Here is a 21233-nt window from a genome sequence, read left to right as displayed (position 1 = left end):
TAATCATTCAATTTGTAACAGGGGCAAAGTAAATCCTGAGTGAATTCAAATGATTGAACGGAAATCATTTTTGCCCTCATTGAATACGCATTTTATGCGTAAGTCCCCTCCATGAATAAAAATACAGTGACGGCCGTTGAGTTTTATTTGTCCGATTATACTCATTCATTGTGCCTCTCATTCCGGCAGAGGCTTTTTAAGGTGATCCGAATGAATTTATCATTCAAGCCCTGGGGTATCGCAGTATTGTGCAGCGCAGGCGCGTTTGCGCTCGCCAGCGTGATGTTTATGCAAGGCTGGCTTCCGGTCAGCAGTCAGGCCGATACCACGGTTCCTGCGCCGTCTGCCCCTGTCGCACAACCCGTAACTGCTGCTGTTCCGGCCCCCGCTCCAGCGGCCTTTACTCAGGCCCAGCTTGACCAGTGGGTCGCCCCCGTGGCGCTTTATCCTGACAGCCTGCTTTCACAGGTTTTGATGGCCTCGACGTATCCCACCAACGTCATTCAGGCGGTGCAATGGTCACGCGACCATCCGCAAAGTCAGGGCGACGCCGCCGTCACTCAGGTGGCGAATGAACCTTGGGATCCGAGTGTGAAATCGCTGGTGGCGTTTCCGCAATTGCTGGCGCTGATGGGTGAAGATCCCGCATGGGTGCAAAACCTCGGTGACGCATTTCTGGCGCAACCGGCAGACGTGATGGACACCGTGCAGAAATTCCGTCAGGTGGCGCAAAAGAGCGGGGCGCTGAAAAGCACGCCGCAGCAGAAAGTCACGGTAAAACCCGCCGCATCAGCCAGCGGAACTACCGTGGTGAAAAGCGCACCGGCGCAGCAAACCATCATTATCGAATCTGCTGATCCGCAGGTGGTTTACGTGCCGAGCTACAACCCGAATGTGGTGTATGGCGCATGGCCGACACCGGCTTATCCGCCGGTCTATCTGCCGCCACCGCCGGGCCAGCAGTTCGTGAACGGTGTGGTTTCCGGGGTCGGATTCGGAGTGGGTGTGGCCGCGACCTATGCCATTTTCGGCAGCATCGACTGGGATGACGATCATCACGACGACCACCATGATGATCACCACGACGACGGCCACCATGGCGGTTCGCCGAATAATTACGTCAACGTTAACGTTAATAATTACAACCGCATATCCGGCAATAACAACAATGTGGTGAATCATCCGGGTTCACCAGCCACAGCGGGCTGGCAGCACAATGCCGCTTTCAACAATGGCGTGCCACATCGCACGGCAAACCTGAGCGGGGCCACGCAGAACCGGGCGCTGAATAATGCCGCACAACGTAATAATTACCGTGGTTTTGACGGCAATGCGGTGGGGCGTAACAACGGCGGCGTGCAAAATCAGCCGCTGGATCAACGTCGTCAGCAGGCGGCTTCGGTAATGAACAGCCGTCCGGGATTTTCGTCCGGGCAAACGCACGCATCACCCCGTTCGGTCCCGCCTGCAAGACAAGGTGTCGCCTCCGACAGCCATCACATTTCCGGCCGCCAGTTGCCGCAGCATAACTCGCCCTCTCATCCGTCGTTTTCCGGCCAACAGTCGCTGTCTCAGCGCAGCGGGAATCTGCGTCAGGGGGGCGATATGACGCGCAGTTCAGCCTTCAGCGGGAATTCCAGCCGCGGGCCGTCGTGGCAGCAACAACAGGTGCGCGGTGACAGAAGCCGTCACCAGATGCGTGACTCCCTGCCTGAGCGATCTGCCGGTGCGGAAGCCCATCATTTTCAGCGGCGCTAACTTTTGAGGAAAGGTAATGAAAATATGTAGCCGTCTTCTGATTTCTGCCGGTGCGCTGATGCTCCCTCTTTGCGTATTCGCTCAGCAATCTTTTCCGCAGCCGGAGCAGGCTGCAGAGGCACTGGTTGATGCCGTGAGCAGGCACGATGATGCCGCTCTGAAGCAACTTCTGGGTGATGACTGGCAGCGCTATCTGCCGCAAAAGGATGTCGATCCTGAAGAAGTCGCCCGATTCCTGCGCGACTGGAAAGTCAGCCATACGATGGTGAAACAGGGCGATGTGGCCCATCTGAACGTCGGCACGGAAAGCTGGCAGTTGCCGATACCGATAAAGCAAACGGCTCAGGGCTGGTCCTTCGATATGGTGGCCGGTGCGGCTGAAATTGCAACGCGGACCATCGGGCGCAACGAGCTTTCCACCCTTCAGGCCGTCGCGGCTTATGCCGATGCGCAGCACGCGTTCCAGCAGAGCGCCGGGCAGTATGCCCAACGGTTTATCAGCACGGACGGGCAGCACGATGGTTTGTACTGGCCGGTAAAAGAGGGCGAAGCACCCAGCCCGCTCGGCCCTGCCTTTGGCGGCGAACAGCCAGGGTCTGACTACCATGGTTATTATTTCCGTATTCTTACCGCGCAGGGTGCCAGCGCCAGCGGCGGAGCTTATAGTTATATCGATAATGGCAAGATGACGAAAGGTTTCGCGCTGATCGCCTGGCCGGTGAGTTACGGACATACCGGTATCACCAGTTTTATAATTAATCAGCAGGGCGAGGTGTATCAGCAGGATTTAGGGGCAGACACGGATGCCGCGGCGCGGGCGATAGTCGCGTTTGATCCGGATGCCCGATGGCAGAAGGTCGACGACGGAGAATAGCCGCCAGCGTTCGCAAATATGCGCCCAAATAAGAAAGCCGTCACAGAGGTGACGGCTTTGGGTATTTCAGAAGGGCCGTTTTAAAACGCGACGACCACTTTCCCCTGCATGTGTCCATCCAGCACTTTCGCATGCGCCGCTTCGATACTCTCAACGCTCAGCCCGTGAAGCGTATCGCTTAATGTGGTCTGCACTTTCCCTTCATCAACCAGTGCGGCGACCTGTTTCAGGATTTCGCCCTGCTGCGCGATATCCGGGGTGTTGAACATGCTGCGGGTGTACATCAGTTCCCAGTGCAGGGCGGCGCTTTTCAGCTTCAGCGTGTTCATGTCCAGCGGGTGTTCATTTTCGACGATGGTACAGATGTGGCCCATCGGCGCGATCAGATCGGAAATCGCCGCCCAGTGTCCGTCGGTATCGTTCAGGCAAAGAATGAAATCCACCTGTTTGATACCGTGTTTCGCCAGTTCACTTTTCAGATCTTTGTAATTCACGGTCAGATCCGCACCGCGATCCAGACACCATTTGGCCGATTCGGCACGCGAGGCGGTGGCAATGACTTTCACTTTGCTGCGCAGCGACGCGAACGGGATCGCCAGCGATCCGACACCGCCAGCACCACCGATGATCAGCAGCGTTTTGTCTTCGGAGGCATTCTGAATGTTCAGATGTTCGAACAGCGCTTCCCACGCGGTCAGCGCGGTCAGAGGCATGGCGGCGGCTTCGGCCCAGTTCAGGCTTTTCGGTTTGACGGAAACAATACGTGAGTCGATCAGCTGTTCAGTCGCGTTGCTGCCGGAGCGCGTGATGTCCCCGGCGTACCAGACTTCATCACCGACATTGATGTTTTTCACCGCGCTGCCGACGGCTTTCACAATGCCGCTGGCATCCCAGCCCAGCACTTTTGGCGCGTCCAGACCGCTTTTTTGCACGCCCTTATGCACTTTGGTATCGACCGGATTGATCGACACGGCTTTCACTTCCACCAGCAGGTCGTGATCTTTTGCGACGGGTTGCGGTAATTCGACGGCGATAAAACGGGCCGGATCCTGCGGGTTCACTGCGATTGCTTTTACGGACATCTGAATTTCTCCATTTATTGCTTCGGGTATACAGACAGTCTAGCCCTGATGCGGCAAGCTGATAAGATGGACAATAACTAACAACGTGTTCGTCTCAGGTGAACAATCATGTTTAAACAATTGCAGGATATGGCGCTGTTCGCGCTGGTGGCGGAATGCGGCAGTTTCACCCAGGCAGCCAAACGTGCCGGTTTGCCGAAATCCAGCGTCAGCCAGCGCATCAGCCAGCTGGAGAAATCCGTCGGCCTGCGGTTGCTTAACCGCACCACGCGCCAGCTGAATCTGACCTTCGCCGGGGAACGCTATCTGATCCACTGTCAGGAAATGATGCAGGCCAGCGAAAGGGCGGAACTGGCGATCCGCCGTTTGCGTGATAACCCGAGCGGGCGATTGCGCATCACCAGCCCGGCTGGTCTTGGCGCGACGTTGCTGGCGCGCATGAACGTCGAATTCCAGAAACGTTATCCGGATGTGTCGCTGGAAGTGTCGGTATCCGATGCCATGGTCGATCTGGTGCAGGAAGGGTTCGACATCGCGCTGCGCACCGGCAAACCGCAGGATTCCTCGCTGATTGGCCGTGAACTGGGACATTGTCCGCGCTATCTGCTGGCGTCTCCGGCGTACCTTGCCCGGCATCCGGCGCTGGAGTCACCGCAGCAACTGGCGGCGCATCATTGCATCGCACACCGCGCCTGGTCGGAATGGGTGCTGCATCGCGGCGATACCTATCACCGCTGGTTACTGCCCTCGGCACATACCACCGACAATTTGCTGTATGCGCGGGAGTGTGCGCTGGCTGGCGCAGGCATCACCCTGTTGCCGGCGTTTTTATGTCACAGCGAAGTGGCGGAAGGCACGCTGGTGCGCGTGCTGCCGGCGTGGGAAGCCGAAGGAAATGATTTGTATCTGGTCTATCCGGGGCGAAAACTGAATTCACCGGCGCTGGCCTGTTTTATTGAGTTCATGCTGGAAGAATACGGTTTTGCAGAGAGTTACAGTGAGGCGCTGGCGGGATAGGGGGCAGGGGATTGATGGCATAAAAAAAGGCCCGTTTCCGGGCCTCAGAGACATCAGTAAAAATATTACTTGATGATTTTCTTGTATTTGATGCGCTTCGGCTCTAAGGCTTCAGCACCCAACGTACGTTTTTTATATTCTTCGTATTCGGTGAAGTTACCTTCGAAGAATTCGACTTTACCTTCATCCTGATAATCGAGGATGTGGGTCGCGATACGGTCAAGGAACCAGCGGTCATGGGAAATGACCATGGCGCAGCCCGGGAACTCCAGCAAGGCGTTTTCCAGTGCGCGCAGGGTTTCAATGTCGAGATCGTTGGTCGGTTCATCGAGCAGCAACATGTTACCGCCAACCTGCAGCAGTTTCGCCAGATGCAGACGACCACGCTCACCGCCGGACAGTTCGCCGACGCGTTTGCCCTGATCAACACCTTTGAAGTTGAAGCGGCCCACGTAGGCACGGCTTGGCATTTCGGTGGTGCCGATACGCATGATGTCCTGACCGCCGGAGACTTCTTCCCACACGGTTTTGCTGTTGTCCATGGAATCACGGAACTGATCCACGGAGGCCAGTTTCACGGTATCGCCCAGCTCAATCGTGCCGCCGTTCGGTTGTTCCTGACCCGACATCATGCGGAACAGCGTGGATTTACCCGCGCCGTTCGGACCGATGATCCCGACGATCGCGCCTTTCGGCACGGTGAAGGACAAATCGTCGATCAGAACGCGATCGCCGTACGATTTGCTCAGGTTTTTCACTTCAACGACTTTATCGCCCAGGCGCGGACCCGGTGGAATAAACAGTTCGTTGGTTTCGTTACGTTTCTGGTATTCGGTGCTGTTCAGCTCTTCAAAGCGTGCCAGACGGGCCTTGCCCTTAGACTGACGGCCTTTCGTGCCCTGACGTACCCATTCCAGCTCTTTCTCGATAGATTTACGACGAGCGGCTTCAGAAGAGGCTTCCTGCGCCAGACGTTCATCTTTCTGTTCCAGCCAGCTGGAGTAGTTACCTTCCCACGGAATACCTTCACCGCGGTCAAGCTCCAGGATCCATCCGGCAACGTTATCGAGGAAGTAACGGTCATGCGTGATCGCCACAACGGTGCCTTCGAAGTCGTGCAGGAAGCGTTCCAGCCAGGCCACGGATTCTGCATCCAGGTGGTTGGTCGGTTCGTCGAGCAGCAGCATGTCTGGTTTTTCCAGAAGCAGGCGGCACAATGCCACACGGCGGCGTTCACCCCCGGACAGGGTAGCGACTTTCGCATCCCAGTCGGCCAGACGCAGCGCATCGGCGGCGCGTTCCAGCTGGCTGTTCAGGTTGTGGCCGTCATGCGCCTGAATGATCTCTTCCAGACGACCTTGTTCGGCAGCCAGTTTATCGAAATCAGCCTCCGGATCGGCGTACAGCGTGTACACCTCATCAAGGCGTTTTAACGCGCCAACGACTTCAGAAACGGCTTCTTCCACGGACTCACGCACGGTGTGTTCCATGTTCAGCTGCGGTTCCTGCGGCAGATAGCCGATTTTCAGGTCGGGTTGCGGGCGTGCTTCACCTTCGATGTCGGTATCGATACCGGCCATGATGCGCAGCAGCGTGGATTTACCTGAACCGTTCAGACCCAGAACACCGATTTTGGCGCCAGGGAAGAAACTCAGGGAGATGTTCTTAAGAATATGACGCTTCGGCGGAACAACTTTGCCGAGGCGATGCATGGAATATACGTATTGAGCCACGTTGTTTTGAGCCTCTTTCTCTGCGGGCCGTGCGTGTGTGCCGGATCAGAACAGGTTGATCCAACGGGCGCTGCGGCGAATTAAGCCAGCCCCACCTGACTGCGGCATGACTGATAAGGGTTCCGACCGGCAAGTTTAGCGTGTTTCAGTCGTGTTCCCAACCATCAGCTTCACAGTAAGACGAGAATGTTGCTGGCGCAGTGTCAGGCAGTCAGTATTTAACCGGCAGTCAGGGCGATTTCTCCGGATTCACTGGCGGGGCGCAGAGGGTGAGGGCGGCCAACAAACATACCGGAAGTCAGAATGTCCGTGAGTTTAACCACATGATAAATCGCCTGTTTGTTGTGTGTTTTGACCTTGCGCTTAATATTGCCTTTGTGCGATGCGACGGTTTTTTGTTTGATATTCAGATGCTGTGAAATGTTCAGCGTATCCAGCCCTGACATCCACATTTTCAGAATGCTGAACTCGGTGCGGCTCAGGCTGACCGGAGTGAGATCTAACGGCACCCCGATTTCTATCGCACGTGAGATTTGCAGGTTATGGGCGATAAGCTGATAGATAGTGGTCGTGCGGATGGATTTCGACACAATGATGACGTTGTGGCGGATCGGGACATAGTTCTGGTAATTCAGGTTATCTTTGGAAATAAACACAAAAAACAGCGTGCCGGGATGGGCGTTGATCACGGCTTTTAACGCCAGGCCCGCCTGCACATCCGACATAAAGCAGTCTTCATTTACAAAGATGATTTCAGGTGTCAGAGACTTGCAGGCAGTTTGCAGCTCAGTAATGTCCTTTAGCGAAAGAATGTCTTTCTGATGTTGTCCGTTGAGTTGCAAAAGTGACTGCAATGCCAGCTGTGTGTAAAAGCACTTATCTACAATGAGCGATGACATCGTGAGTTACCTATTTTTGGCTCCATGTGGTTCTGCTTGCGCAGAAAGAGCTCGTTTTTATGAAACTGCTGAGGATCTATCGGGTAGTGTCCTGAAAATCGCCGGTGAGCGGGGAAGCTGAAATGGCTGTGCGCCGGGAATACCCTTGGGCAGAGTAATAAGTCGGGGGCGGGTTGATGTAAATCAGTTGTACGGGCTTTGGGATGTTTTGTGTGAAATTTGAGACGAAATGAGCGCCGGTGAGGCTGAATTATTTGAATATGTTACTTTTATGACAAAAAAAACCGGGCTACAGAATATAGCCCGGCAGGTTGCATTAAGGTCAGACTTTTTTGCGGATGTAGCGGTTAACCAGCCATTTTTCGATTTCGACGATAATGAAGATCATCGCACCGACCACCAGCGTAATTCCCCAGAATTTCAGTGGCATTGGCACGGTGCCGAACAGGTTGTTCATCACCGGCAGGTAAATCAGCGCCAGCTGCAACACCAGTAATACGCCGGAGACAATCCACAGACCTTTGTTGACGAACACTTCGCGGGTCAGCGGGAAACGGTCCATGACGCGGCAGTTAAACATGTACACCCACTGCGCGGTGACCAGCGTTTGCAACAGCACGGTGCGGATAAGATCGCTGCTGTAGCCACGCGGCTGCATCCAGGCTTCGAGGATAAAGGCGCTGCAGGCGATCAGAATCCCCACGAACGCGATACGCCAGACAGAGTACAGGTCGAGAACGTGCTGACCCGGTGCGCGCGGTGCGCGACGCATCATGCCTTTCTCCGCAGGCTCGAAGGCCAGACCGAAAGAGAGCGTGGTCGAGGTGGCCATGTTCATCCATAAGATCTGCACCGGAGTGAGCGGAATGACCGCGCCGGCCAAAATCGCCAGGATGATCAGCAGCCCCTGCGCGAGGTTAGTCGGTAAAATAAACAGAATGGTTTTCTTGAGGTTGTCGTATACCCGACGTCCTTCTTTCACCGCACTGGCAATCGTCGCAAAGTTGTCATCGGTTAACACCATGTCAGCCGCTTCTTTGGTGACTTCTGTCCCTTTGATGCCCATCGCGATGCCGACGTCGGCTTGTTTCAGCGCGGGCGCATCGTTCACGCCATCGCCGGTCATGCCCACCACTTCACCGGTATCCTGTAACGCTTTTACCAGACGCAGCTTATGCTCAGGGCTGGTTCGGGCGAAAATATCGTACTGACTGGCGGCAATCGCCAGCTCGGTGTCATCCATGTGCTCCAGCTGGTAGCCGGTGATGGAGTCGCCGCTGTTACCGATGCCTAGCATTTTACCGATAGCCATCGCCGTTTCCTGGTGGTCACCGGTGATCATTTTCACGCGGATCCCGGCCTGCTGGCACTGAGCAATAGCATCAATCGCTTCGGGACGCGGTGGATCCATCATCCCGGCAATACCGGCGAAGATCAGACCGTCCTGCAAATCATCATGATCCAAATCGCCGTTGATCTCTGGCTCATCTTTAAACGCTGCTGCGACCATGCGCAGACCCTGACGGGCATAGCGCGCCATTTCTTCTTCCCAGTATGCGCGGCGGAAAGGCGTAATGCCGTTTTCAGTCAGCTCAAATTTAGCCAGCGAGAACAGAACATCCGGTGCGCCGGTCAGGAACAACTGCGTTTTGCCGTCAATGCGTTGTAGGGTAGACATGTATTTGTGTTTGGAATCGAACGGAATTTTATCCAGCGGCTCGACCTTGCCGGTGTTCAGATTCGATTTGGCTGCCAGCACTTTCAGGGCGCCGGACGTGGGTCCGCCGGTGATGCCCCAGTGGCCTTTATCGTCCTGCATCAGCTGGCTGTCGTTACACAGATCCACGGCGGTGATGAAGGTATTGAGCACCGGCGTGTTAATCACATCGACCTGTTTGTGCGTTTGCGCGTCAACGATGCGGCCTTTTGGCTGGTAGCTTTCGCCTTCGACGTTATAGACGCGGTCTGCCAGGATCACGGCCTTGACGGTCATTTCATTCATGGTGAGCGTGCCGGTTTTATCCGAGCAGATCACGGTCATGGAACCCAGGGTTTCGACAGTCGGCAGCTTACGGATAATGGCGTGATTACGCGCCATCGACTGAACGCCCAGGGAGAGAATAATCGAGATAATGGCCGGTAAACCTTCCGGCACCGAGGCGACAGCCAGGCTAATCAGCGACAACAGTAGCTCGCCGAGTGGCATATCACGCAGTATGAAAGCGAAGACGAACAGGAACGCCATCATCAGTAAAATCAGGGCGAAAATGCCTTTGCCCAGTTTGTCGATTTGCTGCAACAGCGGCGTACGCTGCGGCTTAATCGCCGACATCATCTGATTGATGTGGCCGAGTTCGGTGTCTTTACCGGTGGCATAAACCACACCGGACGCAGTACCGCCGCTGATCATCGTGCCGGAGAACAGCAGATTGTGGCGATCGCCAATCATCACTTCGCCATCGATCACATGGGCGTTTTTGGTCACAACGGTGGATTCACCGGTGAGGATCGCTTCTTCGACCTGCAGGTTATGGGCGCTGATAATGCGCAGGTCAGCCGGAATTTTGTCGCCGGGACGCAGCTGCACGATATCACCGGGCGCAAGCTGGTCGGCATTGATGGTTTGCACCTGTCCGTCGCGCAGCACGACGGCCTGGCTTGAGAGCATATTCTGAATACTTTTCAGCGACTTCTCTGCGCTGTTTTCCTGCAAAAAGCCAATCATCGCGTTGACTACTGCCACGCCGAGGATCACAAAGGTATCGACCCAGTGGCCCATTGCGCCGGTCACCACCGCAGCCGCCAGCAGGATATAAATCAGAACATCATTGAAGTGCGCCAGAAAACGCATCAGCGCGCTTTTGGTTTGTTTTTCAGGTAATGCATTCGGCCCGTATTCTTGCAGACGTTCGGTCGCATCCGGCTGGCTCAGACCATTTTCGCCGGTACCCAGACGTAACATGGCTTCTTTACCGCTCAGCTGATACCAGGTTTTGTTATCTGGCGGTGCTGAAGAAGAAGGGCTGGCATTCGTTTTTACTGCACTAGATGAATGGTTCATAATGTTTTCCGTAAGCGAGTAAAGTAGTGTCGCTGATTAATTAATTCACCGATGTAATGGCGGAGAATATTAAGACCGCTTTTACAATATGAGTGAGATGATAATTTAATCGTATTTAAGGTTTTTGATCTGAGTTAAGAAATACTTTGTTACGTTCACTTTTAATAATTTTTTTCATTAAAAACAATGAAATATAAATTTTAAGATTATCCGTATTAATGCATTTTCATTTAAAAATCGTTTAGGAATCAAATATCAATGTAAATTAGCGTAAATATATCTCAGCTTTGTTATGGGCTTATTATTTATGTGATAGTAAGGAAGCTATCTATTATCGTGAATAATCCTAAGAATATTGTTATTCACTCATTAATAATACGGGTATTACCTCGCGTGAAGTAAAGGTGTGAAGTAAAAACGTCCGGCCACGTCTGGTAACCGCGCACTGCTTGCACCACACTGTGTAAAGTTTGTGATGTCACGGCGGCATTACTTCAATTTTAAAAATGAATCGATTAGCGTAGGCGAGGTCTGAATAACGCATAACGGTTCCGGCAAGAATTTCAGAGCGTCTGCAGGGCAATTCCTGTGCAGTCTGCGCAGCAAGAAACACAACCCGCGAGGATAAAGGTAAGTATGGTCAAGGTGGACAGATGGCACTCGCTGGCAATGAGCATGTTGCTGGTGACGGTTTCGGGCGTGGCGAAAGCAGATTCCCTCGACGCACAGCGTCAGCATTACATGCAGATTAAACAGGCATGGGACAGCAACCAGATGGATGTCGTCAGTCAACTGATGCCAACGCTGGAAGATTATCCGCTTTATCCCTACCTCGAATACCGTCAGCTGACGCAGGATCTTGGCGAGGCGACGCCTGCCCAGATCAACGCTTTTGTGAAAGCGAACCCGACATTACCGCCTGCGCGCTCGTTGCCTTCTCGTTTCGTCAACGAGCTGGCGCGCCGTCAGGACTGGAACAGTCTGCTTTCTTTCAGCCCGCAGCCACCGAAGCCCGTCGCTGCCCGCTGTAACTACTATTATGCAAAATGGGCGACCGGCGATCAGAAAACGGCCTTCGACGGCGCCAAAGACATCTGGCTGACCGGCACTTCATTGCCGAACACCTGCGATAAACTGTTCAACGTGTGGCAGGGCGCCGGGAATCAAACCGCGCTGACCACATTGCAGCGTATCGGTCTGGCGATGAAAGCCGGGAATACCAACCTGGTTAACTTCCTGGCGAAACAGTTGCCACCGGATTATCAGACCATGCGCGATGCGCTGCTGGCGCTGCAAAACAATCCCAACACTATTGAAAGCTTTGCACGCAGCGTAGGACCGACCGATTTCACCCGTAACGCGACCAGCATTACGTTCGCCCGTATTGCGCGCGATGATTCAGAAAATGCGCGTTCGATGATCCCGGTGCTGGCACGGTTGCAGAAGATGAGCGACAGCGATCGTCTTGAACTGGAAGAGGCTGTCGCCTGGCGCTACATGGGCAGTGATGTCACCTCCGAACAGGCGGCATGGCGCGATAACGTGATTCTGCGCAGCCATTCCACCACGCTGGTGGAACGTCGCATCCGTATGGCGCTGGCCGCCGGCGACCGTCAGGGCTTAAGCCAGTGGCTGGAACGTTTGCCGCAGGACGCGCTGCAAGAAGACGAATGGCAGTACTGGCGTGCTTCAGTGATGATCGACAAAGGGCAGAAAACGCAGGGCGAGGCGATGCTGCGCACCTTGATGAAAGGGCGTGGTTTCTATCCGATGGCCGCGGCTCAGAAGCTGAATGTCGCGTATCCGATGCAGATTTCCGTGGCCGCAAGACCGGATGCCAGCATTGGCAAATTGCCGGAAGTGGCGCGCGTTCGCGAGCTGATGTACTGGCAGATGGATAATCTGGCGCGCACCGAGTGGAGCTATCTGGTGAGCAGCCGCAGTGAATCTCAGCAGTCGGCGCTGGCACGTTACGCTTTCGAGCAAAAATGGCCGGATCTGAGCGTGCAGGCGACGATCACCGGCAAGCTGTGGGATTATCTGGAAGAGCGATTCCCGCTGGCCTGGCCGGATGAATTCCGCCGTGCGACCAATGATAAAGGCATCACGCAAAGTTATGCGATGGCGATTGCCCGTCAGGAAAGTGCATGGAATCCTAAAGCCCGATCGCCGGTTGGCGCGGCGGGTCTGATGCAGGTCATGCCTGCCACCGCGCAGCACACGGTGGATATGTTCAGTTTGCAGGGTTACAGCAATCCGGCGCAGTTGCTGGATCCGCAGATGAATATCACCATCGGTACCAGCTATCTGGAATACGTCTATCAGATGTTTGGCCGCAACCGTATTCTTGCCAGCGCTGCTTACAACGCCGGGCCTTCGCGTGTGAATACCTGGCTTGGCAACAGTGCGGGCAGGGTCGATTCAGTCGCCTTTGTCGAAAGCATTCCGTTCTCTGAAACACGCCGATATGTTAAAAATGTGTTGGCATATGATGCGTTTTATCGCTATTTTTTACATCAACCCGCCAAAATATTGACGGATGCCGAATGGCAGAGGCGTTACTGATCGCCGGTTGTCTATGTTAAACTGCTGTACTAGTTCAATAGTATGGCAGCCAAACATGACTCAACGACCGCTCAATGACCCTGCTCTTTCCCAACAAGGCAATGAGGACTGGCAGTGCTTTCTGGCACTGCTACAGCAATCTTTTGCTGAAAATCTGCATCAGGATCTCTTGCAACTGCTGCTGACGCCCGACGAACGTGCGGCGCTCGGCACACGGGTGCGGATTATTCAGGAGCTGATGCGCGGGGAGATGAGCCAGCGGGAGCTGAAGAGTCAGTTAGGTGCGGGGATCGCCACGATTACGCGCGGTTCCAACGGACTGAAGAACGCGCCGGCACCGCTGAAGGCATGGCTGGGAGAGCAACTGTTGACGGAGGGATCTTCGGCAGACAAAACGGACGACTGATGCGTCCGTTTTGATCGTAAATTTAATGTGTCAGCGATCTTATCTGATAAACCGCATTATGGAAGGGCGCTAAGGCCAGTACCAGCGCCTGATGGTAAACACTGGTGCGGGTCAGTTTCCCTGCTGTAAACACGCCAATGGCACCGCCTTTGCGTTTCACTTCTGCGATACCCGTCAGTTTTTCCATCTCATCCCCCAGTTCACTGCCCTGGTTGATTCCCTGTAAAATGATTTCAGGTAACATCAGGCTGGCTGAGCGGGATTCACCGCGCTGGTGCATGTTCTCAATCACCATCCAGGCGAACGTCATATTGTCTTCGATACCGGCTTCCACGCCGACCCAGAAGTCAGCTTCCGGGCGAACCTGACGTGCGCCGATCACGCGATGACGCGCTCCGGTGCGGGTTTCATTGCTGCCGATGGGCTGATTGGGCACACCACTGTCGACGTCAACACCTTCGATGCGGAATGCCTCAGCGCCGAAAATATCTTCAAAAGCCATGGCGATAGCTTTGATCTTTGCCGGGTTAGTGGTTGCAGCGACAACATGGTACATAGAGTTTTAGCATCCTTTAGCAAATTTCACGCAGTATAACGGAAAACACTCATGTTACAGGTATATCTCGTCCGTCATGGCGAAACAGAATGGAACGCAGCGCGCCGTATTCAGGGGCAGTCAGACAGCCCGCTGACGGAAAAAGGTCTTTTTCAGGCCCGTCAGGTGGCGGAGCGTGTGCGCAATGAAGGCATCACTCACGTTATCACCAGTGATTTGGGGCGTACCCGTCACACCGCACAGATTATCGCTGATGCCTGTGGCTGTGAAGTGATCAACGAACCGCGCCTGCGGGAGTTGCATATGGGCGTACTCGAAGAGCGTATTCTCGATGGTCTGACGGAACAGGAAGAAATCTGGCGTAAGCAGATGGTGGACGGTTCGCCGGAAGGGCGTATTCCGCAAGGCGAAACCATGACCGAACTGGCAACCCGGATGCGCGCCGCGCTCGACAGCTGTCTGGATCTGCCTGCGGGCAGCAAGCCTCTGCTGGTCAGCCACGGCATTGCGCTGGGCAGTCTGATCAGTACGATCCTGGGGTTGCCTGCTTATGCTGAGCGTCGTCTGCGGTTGCGTAACTGCTCGCTGTCGCGAGTCGATCATCAGGAAAGCGCCTGGCTGGCGAGTGGCTGGATAGTGGAAACAGCGGGCGATATCTCACATCTGGATCAGCCCGCTTTGGACGAATTACAACGCTAACGCCAGAGGCGTTAGCGGCGGATTGGGATCAGGTAATCACATTCTATTTCGGTCGGCGTCGTACCCGGCGCCCGGCCGTTGGTGTAGAAGCGTTCGATGTCCTGTCCCTTTCTGCGCGTCAGTTTCAGGGTCGGCAGACAGGTGCTGTACAAGGTCAGAATGAATTCCTGCAAATGCTCAGGCGTGCCACTGTAGTGGAACATGGCATATTCCCCTTCCTGTAACACAATCGGCTGACCTTCAACGTTTTCCGGCAAATGATTCGGTTCCAGCGCCGTGGTGTACATGACTTCCTGCTCATCATCCTTTTCCTGACTTGGACGCGAATGGTGCAGACCGTAGAGGACTGGCGGCAGGGTTTTCGCTTCACCAATGTACTGGCGCCAGAAGTGACGGCGCATCTCGTTACGGTACGTGGTAATTTGCTCCAGCGTACAGGCGTAACTCTGCGTCATCCCAATCAGGTGTTGTTCCGGCAGTGAGATATACTCAGGCTGCGGCAGAATGAAAGCACCGAGACGGATCGGCGGACAAATGCCGAACGAATGCCAGTCTTCAGCACGGCGATACAGCGCAGGCGTCTGGGCAAACTGTTTTTTAAAGGCCCGGGTAAACGTTTGTTGAGAGTCAAAACGGTATTGCAGGGCGATATCTAAAATCGGGCGGCTGGTGAGACGAAGTGCGACGGCCGCTTTAGAGAGACGACGTGCGCGTATGTATGCGCCAATAGCGTTATTGGTGACATCTTTAAACATGCGCTGCAGGTGCCACTTGGAATAGCCAGCCTTGGCTGCGACATTGTCGAGTGACAAAGGCTGGTCTAAATGGGTTTCTAACCAGCTAAGAAGGTCACGAATGATTCCTGCTTGATCCATAGATCGTCCTCGTTGAGCTAAGATAAATGCACAGAATGATGGTCGGCATAATAGCAACTTTTTCGAGATAAGACTTCTTAAGAATTTTTTGGCTATCTGTGCTATTTGCGGGTGTTACAGAGTATTTCACTCTGAAAGTGTGAATAAACGCTTTCTGAATGGGGTTTCTATAGAAAACAACGTCATGCTTATGACGTGGAGTAACTTAATGAAAAAGTGTTGGATTTTTGTTTTTGGGATGTTTGTTTTTTGTTCTGGTGCTGCGCATGCAGAGCAGGTGGGGTCGGTGGATACGGTCTTTAAACTGTTCGGTCCGGATCACAAGATCGTGGTCGAGGCCTTTGATGATCCTGATATTAAAAATGTAACCTGTTATATCAGCCGTGCAAAAACCGGCGGTATTAAGGGCGGGCTTGGTCTGGCGGAAGATACTTCTGATGCTGCGATTTCCTGTCAGCAGGTCGGGCCGATCGAACTGAGTGACAAAATTAAACAAGCGAAAGACAAGGGGGAGGTTGTTTTTCAGAAACGGACATCACTGGTGTTTAAAAAGCTTCAGGTGGTTCGGTTCTACGATGAGAAACGCAACGCCCTTATTTATCTGAGCTATTCCGATAAAGTCGTTGATGGTTCGCCGAAAAATGCGCTGAGCGCCGTGCCGATCATTCCCTGGGGGCATCCGGCACCGTAAATCAGGGTGTTATCCTGCGATAGAAAAGGCCAGCTTTCGCTGGCCTTTTACGTTTGATACCTGTGGCAACAGAACGGTTGGCAACCTTCTGTATGCGGGCCGGGGATCAGTCTTCCAGATCACCGCAGAAACGGTAGCCTTCGCCGTGAATGGTGGCGATGATTTCTGGTGTGTCAGGCGTCGCTTCGAAATGCTTACGGATGCGACGGATAGTCACGTCCACCGTACGGTCATGAGGTTTCAGCTCACGGCCAGTCATTTTCTTCAGCAAATCTCCACGGGTTTGGATCTTGCCCGGGTTTTCACAGAAGTGCAGCATGGCGCGGAATTCACTGCGCGGTAATTTGTACTGCTCACCCTGAGGGCTGATCAGTGAACGGCTGTTGATGTCTAATTCCCAGCCATTAAATTTGTAGCTTTCTACCAGACGACGTTCTTCACCGGCAGTACCCAGGTTCATCGTGCGGGAAAGCAGGTTGCGAGCGCGGATGGTCAGCTCACGTGGGTTGAACGGCTTGGTGATGTAATCATCAGCGCCGATTTCAAGACCCAGAATTTTATCAACTTCATTGTCGCGGCCGGTCAGGAACATCAGTGCAACGCTGGCTTGTTCACGCAGTTCGCGTGCCAGCAGCAGGCCATTTTTGCCCGGCAAGTTGATGTCCATGATAACCAGATTGATGTCATTTTCGGACAGGATGTGGTGCATTTCTGCGCCATCATTGGCTTCATGTACCATGTAGCCTTCTGCTTCAAAAATGCTCTTTAACGTATTACGTGTCACTAACTCGTCTTCGACGATCAGAATATGTGGGGTCTGCATGATTGCTACCTAAGATTGCCAACAAATAGAAAATAGGAGTACAGAAGTCCTTGTTATCCCGATGAATTTCGACGGCTTACTGGCCATCTCACTCGTTACATGACTAAAGTACGTAAACGCGTTCTCGATGCAATTTCCATCAACGGCAACAACATCGCAAGCTCGGTCAGGGATTCCACTTTCTGCAGTTCCACGTGGTCCTAAAGCGGCGCATATCCTAACCCTATTAACAGCAATATAACAGCGAGTGCCGAAATTACCACCCAACAAAACTACGGTTTGTTGACATATATCAAGTTCAATTGTAGCACGGTAACAGAAACGTGAAAAACACTTATAAGAATGCACGCTTGAGTCACATTTCGTCCTTTATTGTACACGATTCAGCAATTCATTAAGTTGACCGAGATAAATGCAAAAAATGGATGAGTGAGTATTATATATCCTTATGAAAAATAATGATTTAAATTTTAATAAAGTTTGCTTAACCGCGCCAGCACCTTTTTTTACTGTCAGCTTCGGTTTTCCGATAAAATGGATGAATATATTCCGTCGGCTGTTAAGTTCTTGTGAATAATATAAGCATTGAATAAGGTCTGGCGCAGGGCAAAAATTCATCGCTGAACCACACCCGACATTATCTCTCCCACTCTTTGCGAAGGTACGACATGCAACTTCATTTTATTTTGGTTTCACCTGCGCGCCCTGAAAATGTCGGGGCGGCGGCACGAGCCATGAAAACCATGGGCTTCGCATCCTTGCGTATTGTCGACAGCGAAGCGCATCTGAAAACGGAAGCGGGCTGGGTGGCGCATGGTTCGCAGGAAATCCTGCAAAATGCCCTGCATTTCACCACGCTGGCGGAGGCACTGGCCGATATCGATTTTACGGTGGCGACCACTGCCCGCAGCCGTGCGCGCTTCCACTATTACTGCACGCCGCCGGAGTTGCTGACGCAGCTGGAAGAAAAAAGTCAGTGGGTGAACCATGCGGCGCTGGTGTTTGGGCGTGAAGATTCAGGCCTGACGAATGAAGAGCTTGAGCTCGCTGACATCCTCACGGGTGTGCCGATGGTGGCTGATTATCCGTCTCTGAATCTCGGGCAGGCGGTGATGGTTTTCTGTTACCAGCTGTCGTCACTCAACCAGGTTGCCGCTGCACGGGCGGAAAATGCCGAGGCAGGGCAGTTGTCTGCCTTGCGTTCGCGGGTGGGCCGATTACTGGAAAACGTCGGGGCTGAAGATGATCAAAAACTGGCCGACTGGGTGCATCAGCGCCTCGGACTTTTGCAGCAGCGGGATGCTGCAATGCTGCACACTTTGCTGCATGACATCGAAAAAAAGCTGAACCAATGATGTGAGGGGTTTATTCTTTACGGTAGTGCAATATTCCGGATAAACTGAATAACCCTGCTATTTGAACTGGAATTTACTTTACGTGCAGCGGATTGTTCATTTTGTTACGACCGTGACCGTCAGCGTAAAACCAGAAAAAATTTGACTTGTTGTGCCTTATGCTTTAGCTAATAGAGGCAGACAGCGTAAAAACTCTAAGACAGACAGAAGATAAAAATGCGAATCATCAGCCTGAACACAACAATTATTACCACCACCGATACCACAGGTAACGGGGCGGGCTGACGCGTACAGGAAAAAAGAAAAAAGCCCGCACCTAACCAGTGCGGGCTTTTTTTTTAACACTTTAAAACGACGAGCTTCAGGAGAGAATCAGAAATGCGAGTGTTGAAATTTGGCGGGACCTCGGTAGCAAACGCAGAACGCTTCTTGCGGGTTGCGGACATTATGGAAAGCAATGCGCGTCAGGGACAGGTCGCAACGGTATTATCTGCACCTGCCAAAATTACCAACTATCTGGTCGCCATGATTGAGCGAACTGTCGCAGGACAGGACATTCATACCATCATGAGTGATGCAGAAAGCATTTTCGGACAGCTGATCTCGGGTCTGGCGGATGCACAACCGGGCTTTGATCTGGCAAAAGTGAAAGCCTATGTGGATCAGGAATTCGCTCAGCTCAAACAGTTGCTGCACGGCATCACCCTGCTGGGCCAGTGCCCGGACAGCGTCAACGCCTCAATCATCTGTCGTGGCGAAAAACTCTCTATTGCCATCATGGAAGCCGTATTTATTGCCAAAGGCTTTGGCGTCACCGTGATCAACCCTGTTGAGAAGCTGCTCGCACAAGGCCATTACCTTGAATCCACCGTAGATATCAATGAATCCACCCGTCGCATTGCGGCAAGTGCCATTCCCGCTGACCACATTGTGCTGATGGCCGGTTTTACCGCCGGTAACGACAAAGGCGAACTGGTGGTGCTGGGGCGCAACGGTTCTGACTATTCCGCCGCTGTGCTGGCGGCGTGTTTACGCGCTGACTGCTGCGAAATCTGGACCGATGTTGACGGCGTCTATACCTGTGACCCGCGCATTGTTCCCGATGCCCGCCTGCTGAAATCGATGTCGTATCAGGAAGCGATGGAGCTGTCGTACTTTGGTGCGAAAGTGCTTCATCCGCGTACCATCCTGCCTATTGCTCAGTTCCAGATCCCTTGCCTCATCAAAAACACCACTAACCCGCAGGCGCCGGGCACCCTGATTGGCAGTGAAAGCCTTGGCGATAACACGCCGGTGAAAGGCATTACCAACCTGAACAACATGGCGATGATCAACGTGTCCGGGCCGGGTATGAAAGGGATGATCGGCATGGCGGCGCGCGTTTTTGCGGTGATGTCCCGTTCGGGTATTTCCGTTGTGCTGATCACTCAGTCTTCGTCTGAATACAGCATCAGTTTCTGTGTGCCGCAAAATGAGCTGGAACGCGCGCGCAAGGCGCTGGAAGACGAATTCTATCTGGAACTGAAAGACGGTCTGCTTGAGCCGCTCGACGTGATGGAAAAACTGGCGGTGATTTCCGTGGTCGGCGACGGCATGCGGACGCTGCGCGGGATCTCGGCGAAATTCTTCTCTGCGCTGGCGCGTGCCAACATCAATATTGTGGCGATTGCCCAGGGTTCTTCTGAGCGTTCAATTTCTGTTGTCGTCAATAACGATGATGCGACTACCGGCGTACGTGTCAGCCACCAGATGCTGTTTAACACCGATCAGGTGATCGAAGTGTTCCTGATCGGCGTCGGTGGTGTAGGCGGCGCGTTGATCGAACAGATCCGCCGTCAGCAGGCATGGCTGAAAACCAAACATATCGATCTGCGCGTTTGCGGTATCGCCAATTCCCGCGCGTTGCTGACCAACGTTCACGGCATCGCGCTCGACAGCTGGCAGCAGGAGCTGGCCGCGGCGAAAGAGCCGCTGAATCTGGGGCGCCTGATCCGTCTGGTCAAAGAATATCATCTGCTCAATCCGGTGATCGTCGACTGCACGTCCAGCCAGGAAGTGGCCGATCAGTATGCCGATTTCCTGACAGACGGTTTCCACGTTGTCACGCCGAACAAAAAAGCCAACACCTCATCGATGAATTACTACCACCAGTTGCGTAAAGCAGCAGATGGTTCGCGCCGTAAATTCCTGTACGACACCAACGTCGGTGCGGGTTTGCCGGTGATCGAAAACCTGCAAAACCTGCTGAACGCCGGTGACGAACTGCTGCGATTCTCCGGCATCCTTTCCGGTTCGTTATCGTTCATCTTCGGTAAACTGGATGAAGGCATGTCACTGTCTGCGGCGACCTTGCAGGCGAAGGAAATGGGCTATACCGAGCCGGATCCGCGTGATGATCTTTCCGGTATGGACGTTGCCCGTAAGTTGCTGATTCTGGCGCGTGAAGCCGGATACAAGCTGGAACTGACGGATATCGAGGTGGAATCTGTTTTACCGTCGTCCTTCAATGCAGAAGGCAACGTGAATGAATTTGTGGCGCGTCTGCCGGAACTGGATGCACAATTCGCCAAACGCGTGGCCGAGGCTACCGCAGAGGGCAAGGTACTGCGTTATGTCGGTGCTATCGAAGAGGGGCGTTGCAAAGTGAAAATCGATGCCGTCGATGGTAATGACCCGCTTTATAAAGTAAAAAATGGTGAGAATGCGCTGGCGTTTTATAGTCGCTATTATCAGCCGTTGCCGCTGGTTCTGCGTGGTTACGGTGCCGGTAATGATGTGACGGCAGCAGGTGTGTTTGCCGATCTTTTGCGAACGCTGTCATGGAAGTTAGGAGTTTAAT

Annotated in this window: 17 protein-coding genes and 1 other annotated feature; of the genes, 10 read left to right on the top strand and 7 right to left on the bottom strand. The window is 53.4% G+C overall.

What is annotated here, in order from left to right; translation table 11 throughout:
* The first annotated feature begins 210 nt into the window (after positions 1 to 210).
* Together ED901_RS00855 and ED901_RS00850 are read left to right on the top strand one after the other, a co-directional pair.
* Entirely contained in the window at positions 211 to 1758 is a 1548-nt protein-coding gene (locus ED901_RS00855; protein ID WP_122094246.1) for a DUF3300 domain-containing protein, read from the top strand.
* A gap of 16 nt (positions 1759 to 1774) precedes the next feature.
* On the top strand, positions 1775 to 2632 hold the full coding sequence (locus tag ED901_RS00850; RefSeq protein ID WP_122094244.1) for a DUF2950 domain-containing protein: 858 nt from the start codon (positions 1775 to 1777) through the stop codon (positions 2630 to 2632).
* 80 nt (positions 2633 to 2712) lie between these two features.
* On the opposite strand, the gene ED901_RS00845 is transcribed toward ED901_RS00850, so the two are convergent.
* Positions 2713 to 3714 carry a zinc-binding alcohol dehydrogenase family protein gene (locus ED901_RS00845; RefSeq protein WP_122094242.1) on the bottom strand — a complete coding sequence of 334 codons (1002 nt, stop codon included), beginning with the start codon at positions 3712 to 3714 and terminating at the stop codon, positions 2713 to 2715.
* A 108-nt stretch (positions 3715 to 3822) separates the two neighbouring features.
* On the opposite strand from ED901_RS00845, the gene ED901_RS00840 reads away from it, so the two are divergent.
* Entirely contained in the window at positions 3823 to 4731 is a 909-nt protein-coding gene (locus ED901_RS00840) for a LysR family transcriptional regulator (protein ID WP_122094240.1), read from the top strand.
* A 65-nt stretch (positions 4732 to 4796) separates the two neighbouring features.
* On the opposite strand, the gene ettA is transcribed toward ED901_RS00840, so the two are convergent.
* The 3 genes from ettA to ED901_RS00825 form a co-directional block, all read right to left on the bottom strand.
* Entirely contained in the window at positions 4797 to 6464 is a 1668-nt protein-coding gene (gene ettA, locus ED901_RS00835; protein WP_122094238.1) for an energy-dependent translational throttle protein EttA, read from the bottom strand.
* Positions 6465 to 6682: 218 nt separating this feature from the next.
* Complete coding sequence (gene rcsA, locus ED901_RS00830) at positions 6683 to 7363, bottom strand: transcriptional regulator RcsA (protein ID WP_056776706.1); 681 nt, start codon at positions 7361 to 7363, stop codon at positions 6683 to 6685.
* Between the two features lie 322 nt (positions 7364 to 7685).
* Positions 7686 to 10424: a cation-transporting P-type ATPase gene (locus tag ED901_RS00825; RefSeq protein WP_122094236.1), complete on the bottom strand. Its 2739-nt coding sequence runs from the start codon at positions 10422 to 10424 to the stop codon at positions 7686 to 7688.
* A 636-nt stretch (positions 10425 to 11060) separates the two neighbouring features.
* Between ED901_RS00825 and sltY the strand changes: the two genes are divergently transcribed.
* Both sltY and trpR read left to right on the top strand, forming a co-directional pair.
* Positions 11061 to 12989, top strand: coding sequence for a murein transglycosylase (sltY, locus tag ED901_RS00820; RefSeq protein ID WP_056776714.1), 1929 nt, complete (start codon positions 11061 to 11063; stop codon positions 12987 to 12989).
* A gap of 55 nt (positions 12990 to 13044) precedes the next feature.
* Positions 13045 to 13395, top strand: coding sequence for a trp operon repressor (gene trpR / locus ED901_RS00815; protein ID WP_056776717.1), 351 nt, complete (start codon positions 13045 to 13047; stop codon positions 13393 to 13395).
* A 22-nt stretch (positions 13396 to 13417) separates the two neighbouring features.
* Here trpR and yjjX read toward each other — a convergent pair whose 3' ends face one another.
* Positions 13418 to 13951: an inosine/xanthosine triphosphatase gene (gene yjjX / locus ED901_RS00810; RefSeq protein WP_056776720.1), complete on the bottom strand. Its 534-nt coding sequence runs from the start codon at positions 13949 to 13951 to the stop codon at positions 13418 to 13420.
* Positions 13952 to 14002: 51 nt separating this feature from the next.
* On the opposite strand from yjjX, the gene gpmB reads away from it, so the two are divergent.
* The gene (gene gpmB, locus ED901_RS00805; protein ID WP_056776725.1) at positions 14003 to 14650 is read left to right on the top strand and encodes a 2,3-diphosphoglycerate-dependent phosphoglycerate mutase GpmB; all 648 of its coding nucleotides are present in this window, start codon (positions 14003 to 14005) and stop codon (positions 14648 to 14650) included.
* 11 nt (positions 14651 to 14661) lie between these two features.
* On the opposite strand, the gene robA is transcribed toward gpmB, so the two are convergent.
* Positions 14662 to 15525, bottom strand: a complete 864-nt coding sequence (gene robA / locus ED901_RS00800) for an MDR efflux pump AcrAB transcriptional activator RobA (protein ID WP_056776728.1) — start codon at positions 15523 to 15525, stop codon at positions 14662 to 14664.
* A gap of 208 nt (positions 15526 to 15733) precedes the next feature.
* On the opposite strand from robA, the gene creA reads away from it, so the two are divergent.
* Positions 15734 to 16216, top strand: a complete 483-nt coding sequence (creA, locus tag ED901_RS00795) for a protein CreA (protein ID WP_056776733.1) — start codon at positions 15734 to 15736, stop codon at positions 16214 to 16216.
* 106 nt (positions 16217 to 16322) lie between these two features.
* Here creA and arcA read toward each other — a convergent pair whose 3' ends face one another.
* On the bottom strand, positions 16323 to 17039 hold the full coding sequence (gene arcA / locus ED901_RS00790; protein ID WP_056776736.1) for a two-component system response regulator ArcA: 717 nt from the start codon (positions 17037 to 17039) through the stop codon (positions 16323 to 16325).
* 668 nt (positions 17040 to 17707) lie between these two features.
* On the opposite strand from arcA, the gene ED901_RS00785 reads away from it, so the two are divergent.
* The 3 genes from ED901_RS00785 (at position 17708) to thrA (ending at position 21232) form a co-directional block, all read left to right on the top strand.
* The gene (locus tag ED901_RS00785; RefSeq protein ID WP_122094234.1) at positions 17708 to 18394 is read left to right on the top strand and encodes a tRNA/rRNA methyltransferase; all 687 of its coding nucleotides are present in this window, start codon (positions 17708 to 17710) and stop codon (positions 18392 to 18394) included.
* Between the two features lie 216 nt (positions 18395 to 18610).
* Positions 18611 to 18679 carry a thr operon leader peptide gene (thrL, locus tag ED901_RS00780; protein WP_071823645.1) on the top strand — a complete coding sequence of 23 codons (69 nt, stop codon included), beginning with the start codon at positions 18611 to 18613 and terminating at the stop codon, positions 18677 to 18679.
* Positions 18618 to 18734, top strand: a sequence feature (Thr leader region). (Overlaps the previous gene by 62 nt.)
* Positions 18735 to 18772: 38 nt before the next feature.
* Entirely contained in the window at positions 18773 to 21232 is a 2460-nt protein-coding gene (gene thrA / locus ED901_RS00775; protein WP_122094232.1) for a bifunctional aspartate kinase/homoserine dehydrogenase I, read from the top strand.
* Position 21233 lies beyond the last annotated feature (1 nt).

Origin of the sequence: Rahnella sp. Larv3_ips, assembly GCF_003697865.1 — a bacterium.
GTDB lineage: Bacteria > Pseudomonadota > Gammaproteobacteria > Enterobacterales > Enterobacteriaceae > Rahnella > Rahnella rivi.
The sequence above is the reverse complement of the archived record's forward strand: the minus strand, read 5'-3'. Positions and strand labels throughout refer to the sequence as shown.

What these genes read in the sequence shown, in the direction of transcription:
- ED901_RS00855 (WP_122094246.1), top strand. Translation starts at nt 211, where the DNA reads ATGAATTTATCATTCAAGCCCTGGGGTATCGCAGTATTGTGCAGCGCA.
- ED901_RS00850 (WP_122094244.1), top strand. Translation starts at nt 1,775, where the DNA reads ATGAAAATATGTAGCCGTCTTCTGATTTCTGCCGGTGCGCTGATGCTC.
- ED901_RS00845 (WP_122094242.1), bottom strand. Translation starts at nt 3,714, where the DNA reads ATGTCCGTAAAAGCAATCGCAGTGAACCCGCAGGATCCGGCCCGTTTT.
- ED901_RS00840 (WP_122094240.1), top strand. Translation starts at nt 3,823, where the DNA reads ATGTTTAAACAATTGCAGGATATGGCGCTGTTCGCGCTGGTGGCGGAA.
- rcsA (WP_056776706.1), bottom strand. Translation starts at nt 7,363, where the DNA reads ATGTCATCGCTCATTGTAGATAAGTGCTTTTACACACAGCTGGCATTG.
- ED901_RS00825 (WP_122094236.1), bottom strand. Translation starts at nt 10,424, where the DNA reads ATGAACCATTCATCTAGTGCAGTAAAAACGAATGCCAGCCCTTCTTCT.
- sltY (WP_056776714.1), top strand. Translation starts at nt 11,061, where the DNA reads ATGGTCAAGGTGGACAGATGGCACTCGCTGGCAATGAGCATGTTGCTG.
- trpR (WP_056776717.1), top strand. Translation starts at nt 13,045, where the DNA reads ATGACTCAACGACCGCTCAATGACCCTGCTCTTTCCCAACAAGGCAAT.
- yjjX (WP_056776720.1), bottom strand. Translation starts at nt 13,951, where the DNA reads ATGTACCATGTTGTCGCTGCAACCACTAACCCGGCAAAGATCAAAGCT.
- gpmB (WP_056776725.1), top strand. Translation starts at nt 14,003, where the DNA reads ATGTTACAGGTATATCTCGTCCGTCATGGCGAAACAGAATGGAACGCA.
- robA (WP_056776728.1), bottom strand. Translation starts at nt 15,525, where the DNA reads ATGGATCAAGCAGGAATCATTCGTGACCTTCTTAGCTGGTTAGAAACC.
- creA (WP_056776733.1), top strand. Translation starts at nt 15,734, where the DNA reads ATGAAAAAGTGTTGGATTTTTGTTTTTGGGATGTTTGTTTTTTGTTCT.
- arcA (WP_056776736.1), bottom strand. Translation starts at nt 17,039, where the DNA reads ATGCAGACCCCACATATTCTGATCGTCGAAGACGAGTTAGTGACACGT.
- ED901_RS00785 (WP_122094234.1), top strand. Translation starts at nt 17,708, where the DNA reads ATGCAACTTCATTTTATTTTGGTTTCACCTGCGCGCCCTGAAAATGTC.
- thrA (WP_122094232.1), top strand. Translation starts at nt 18,773, where the DNA reads ATGCGAGTGTTGAAATTTGGCGGGACCTCGGTAGCAAACGCAGAACGC.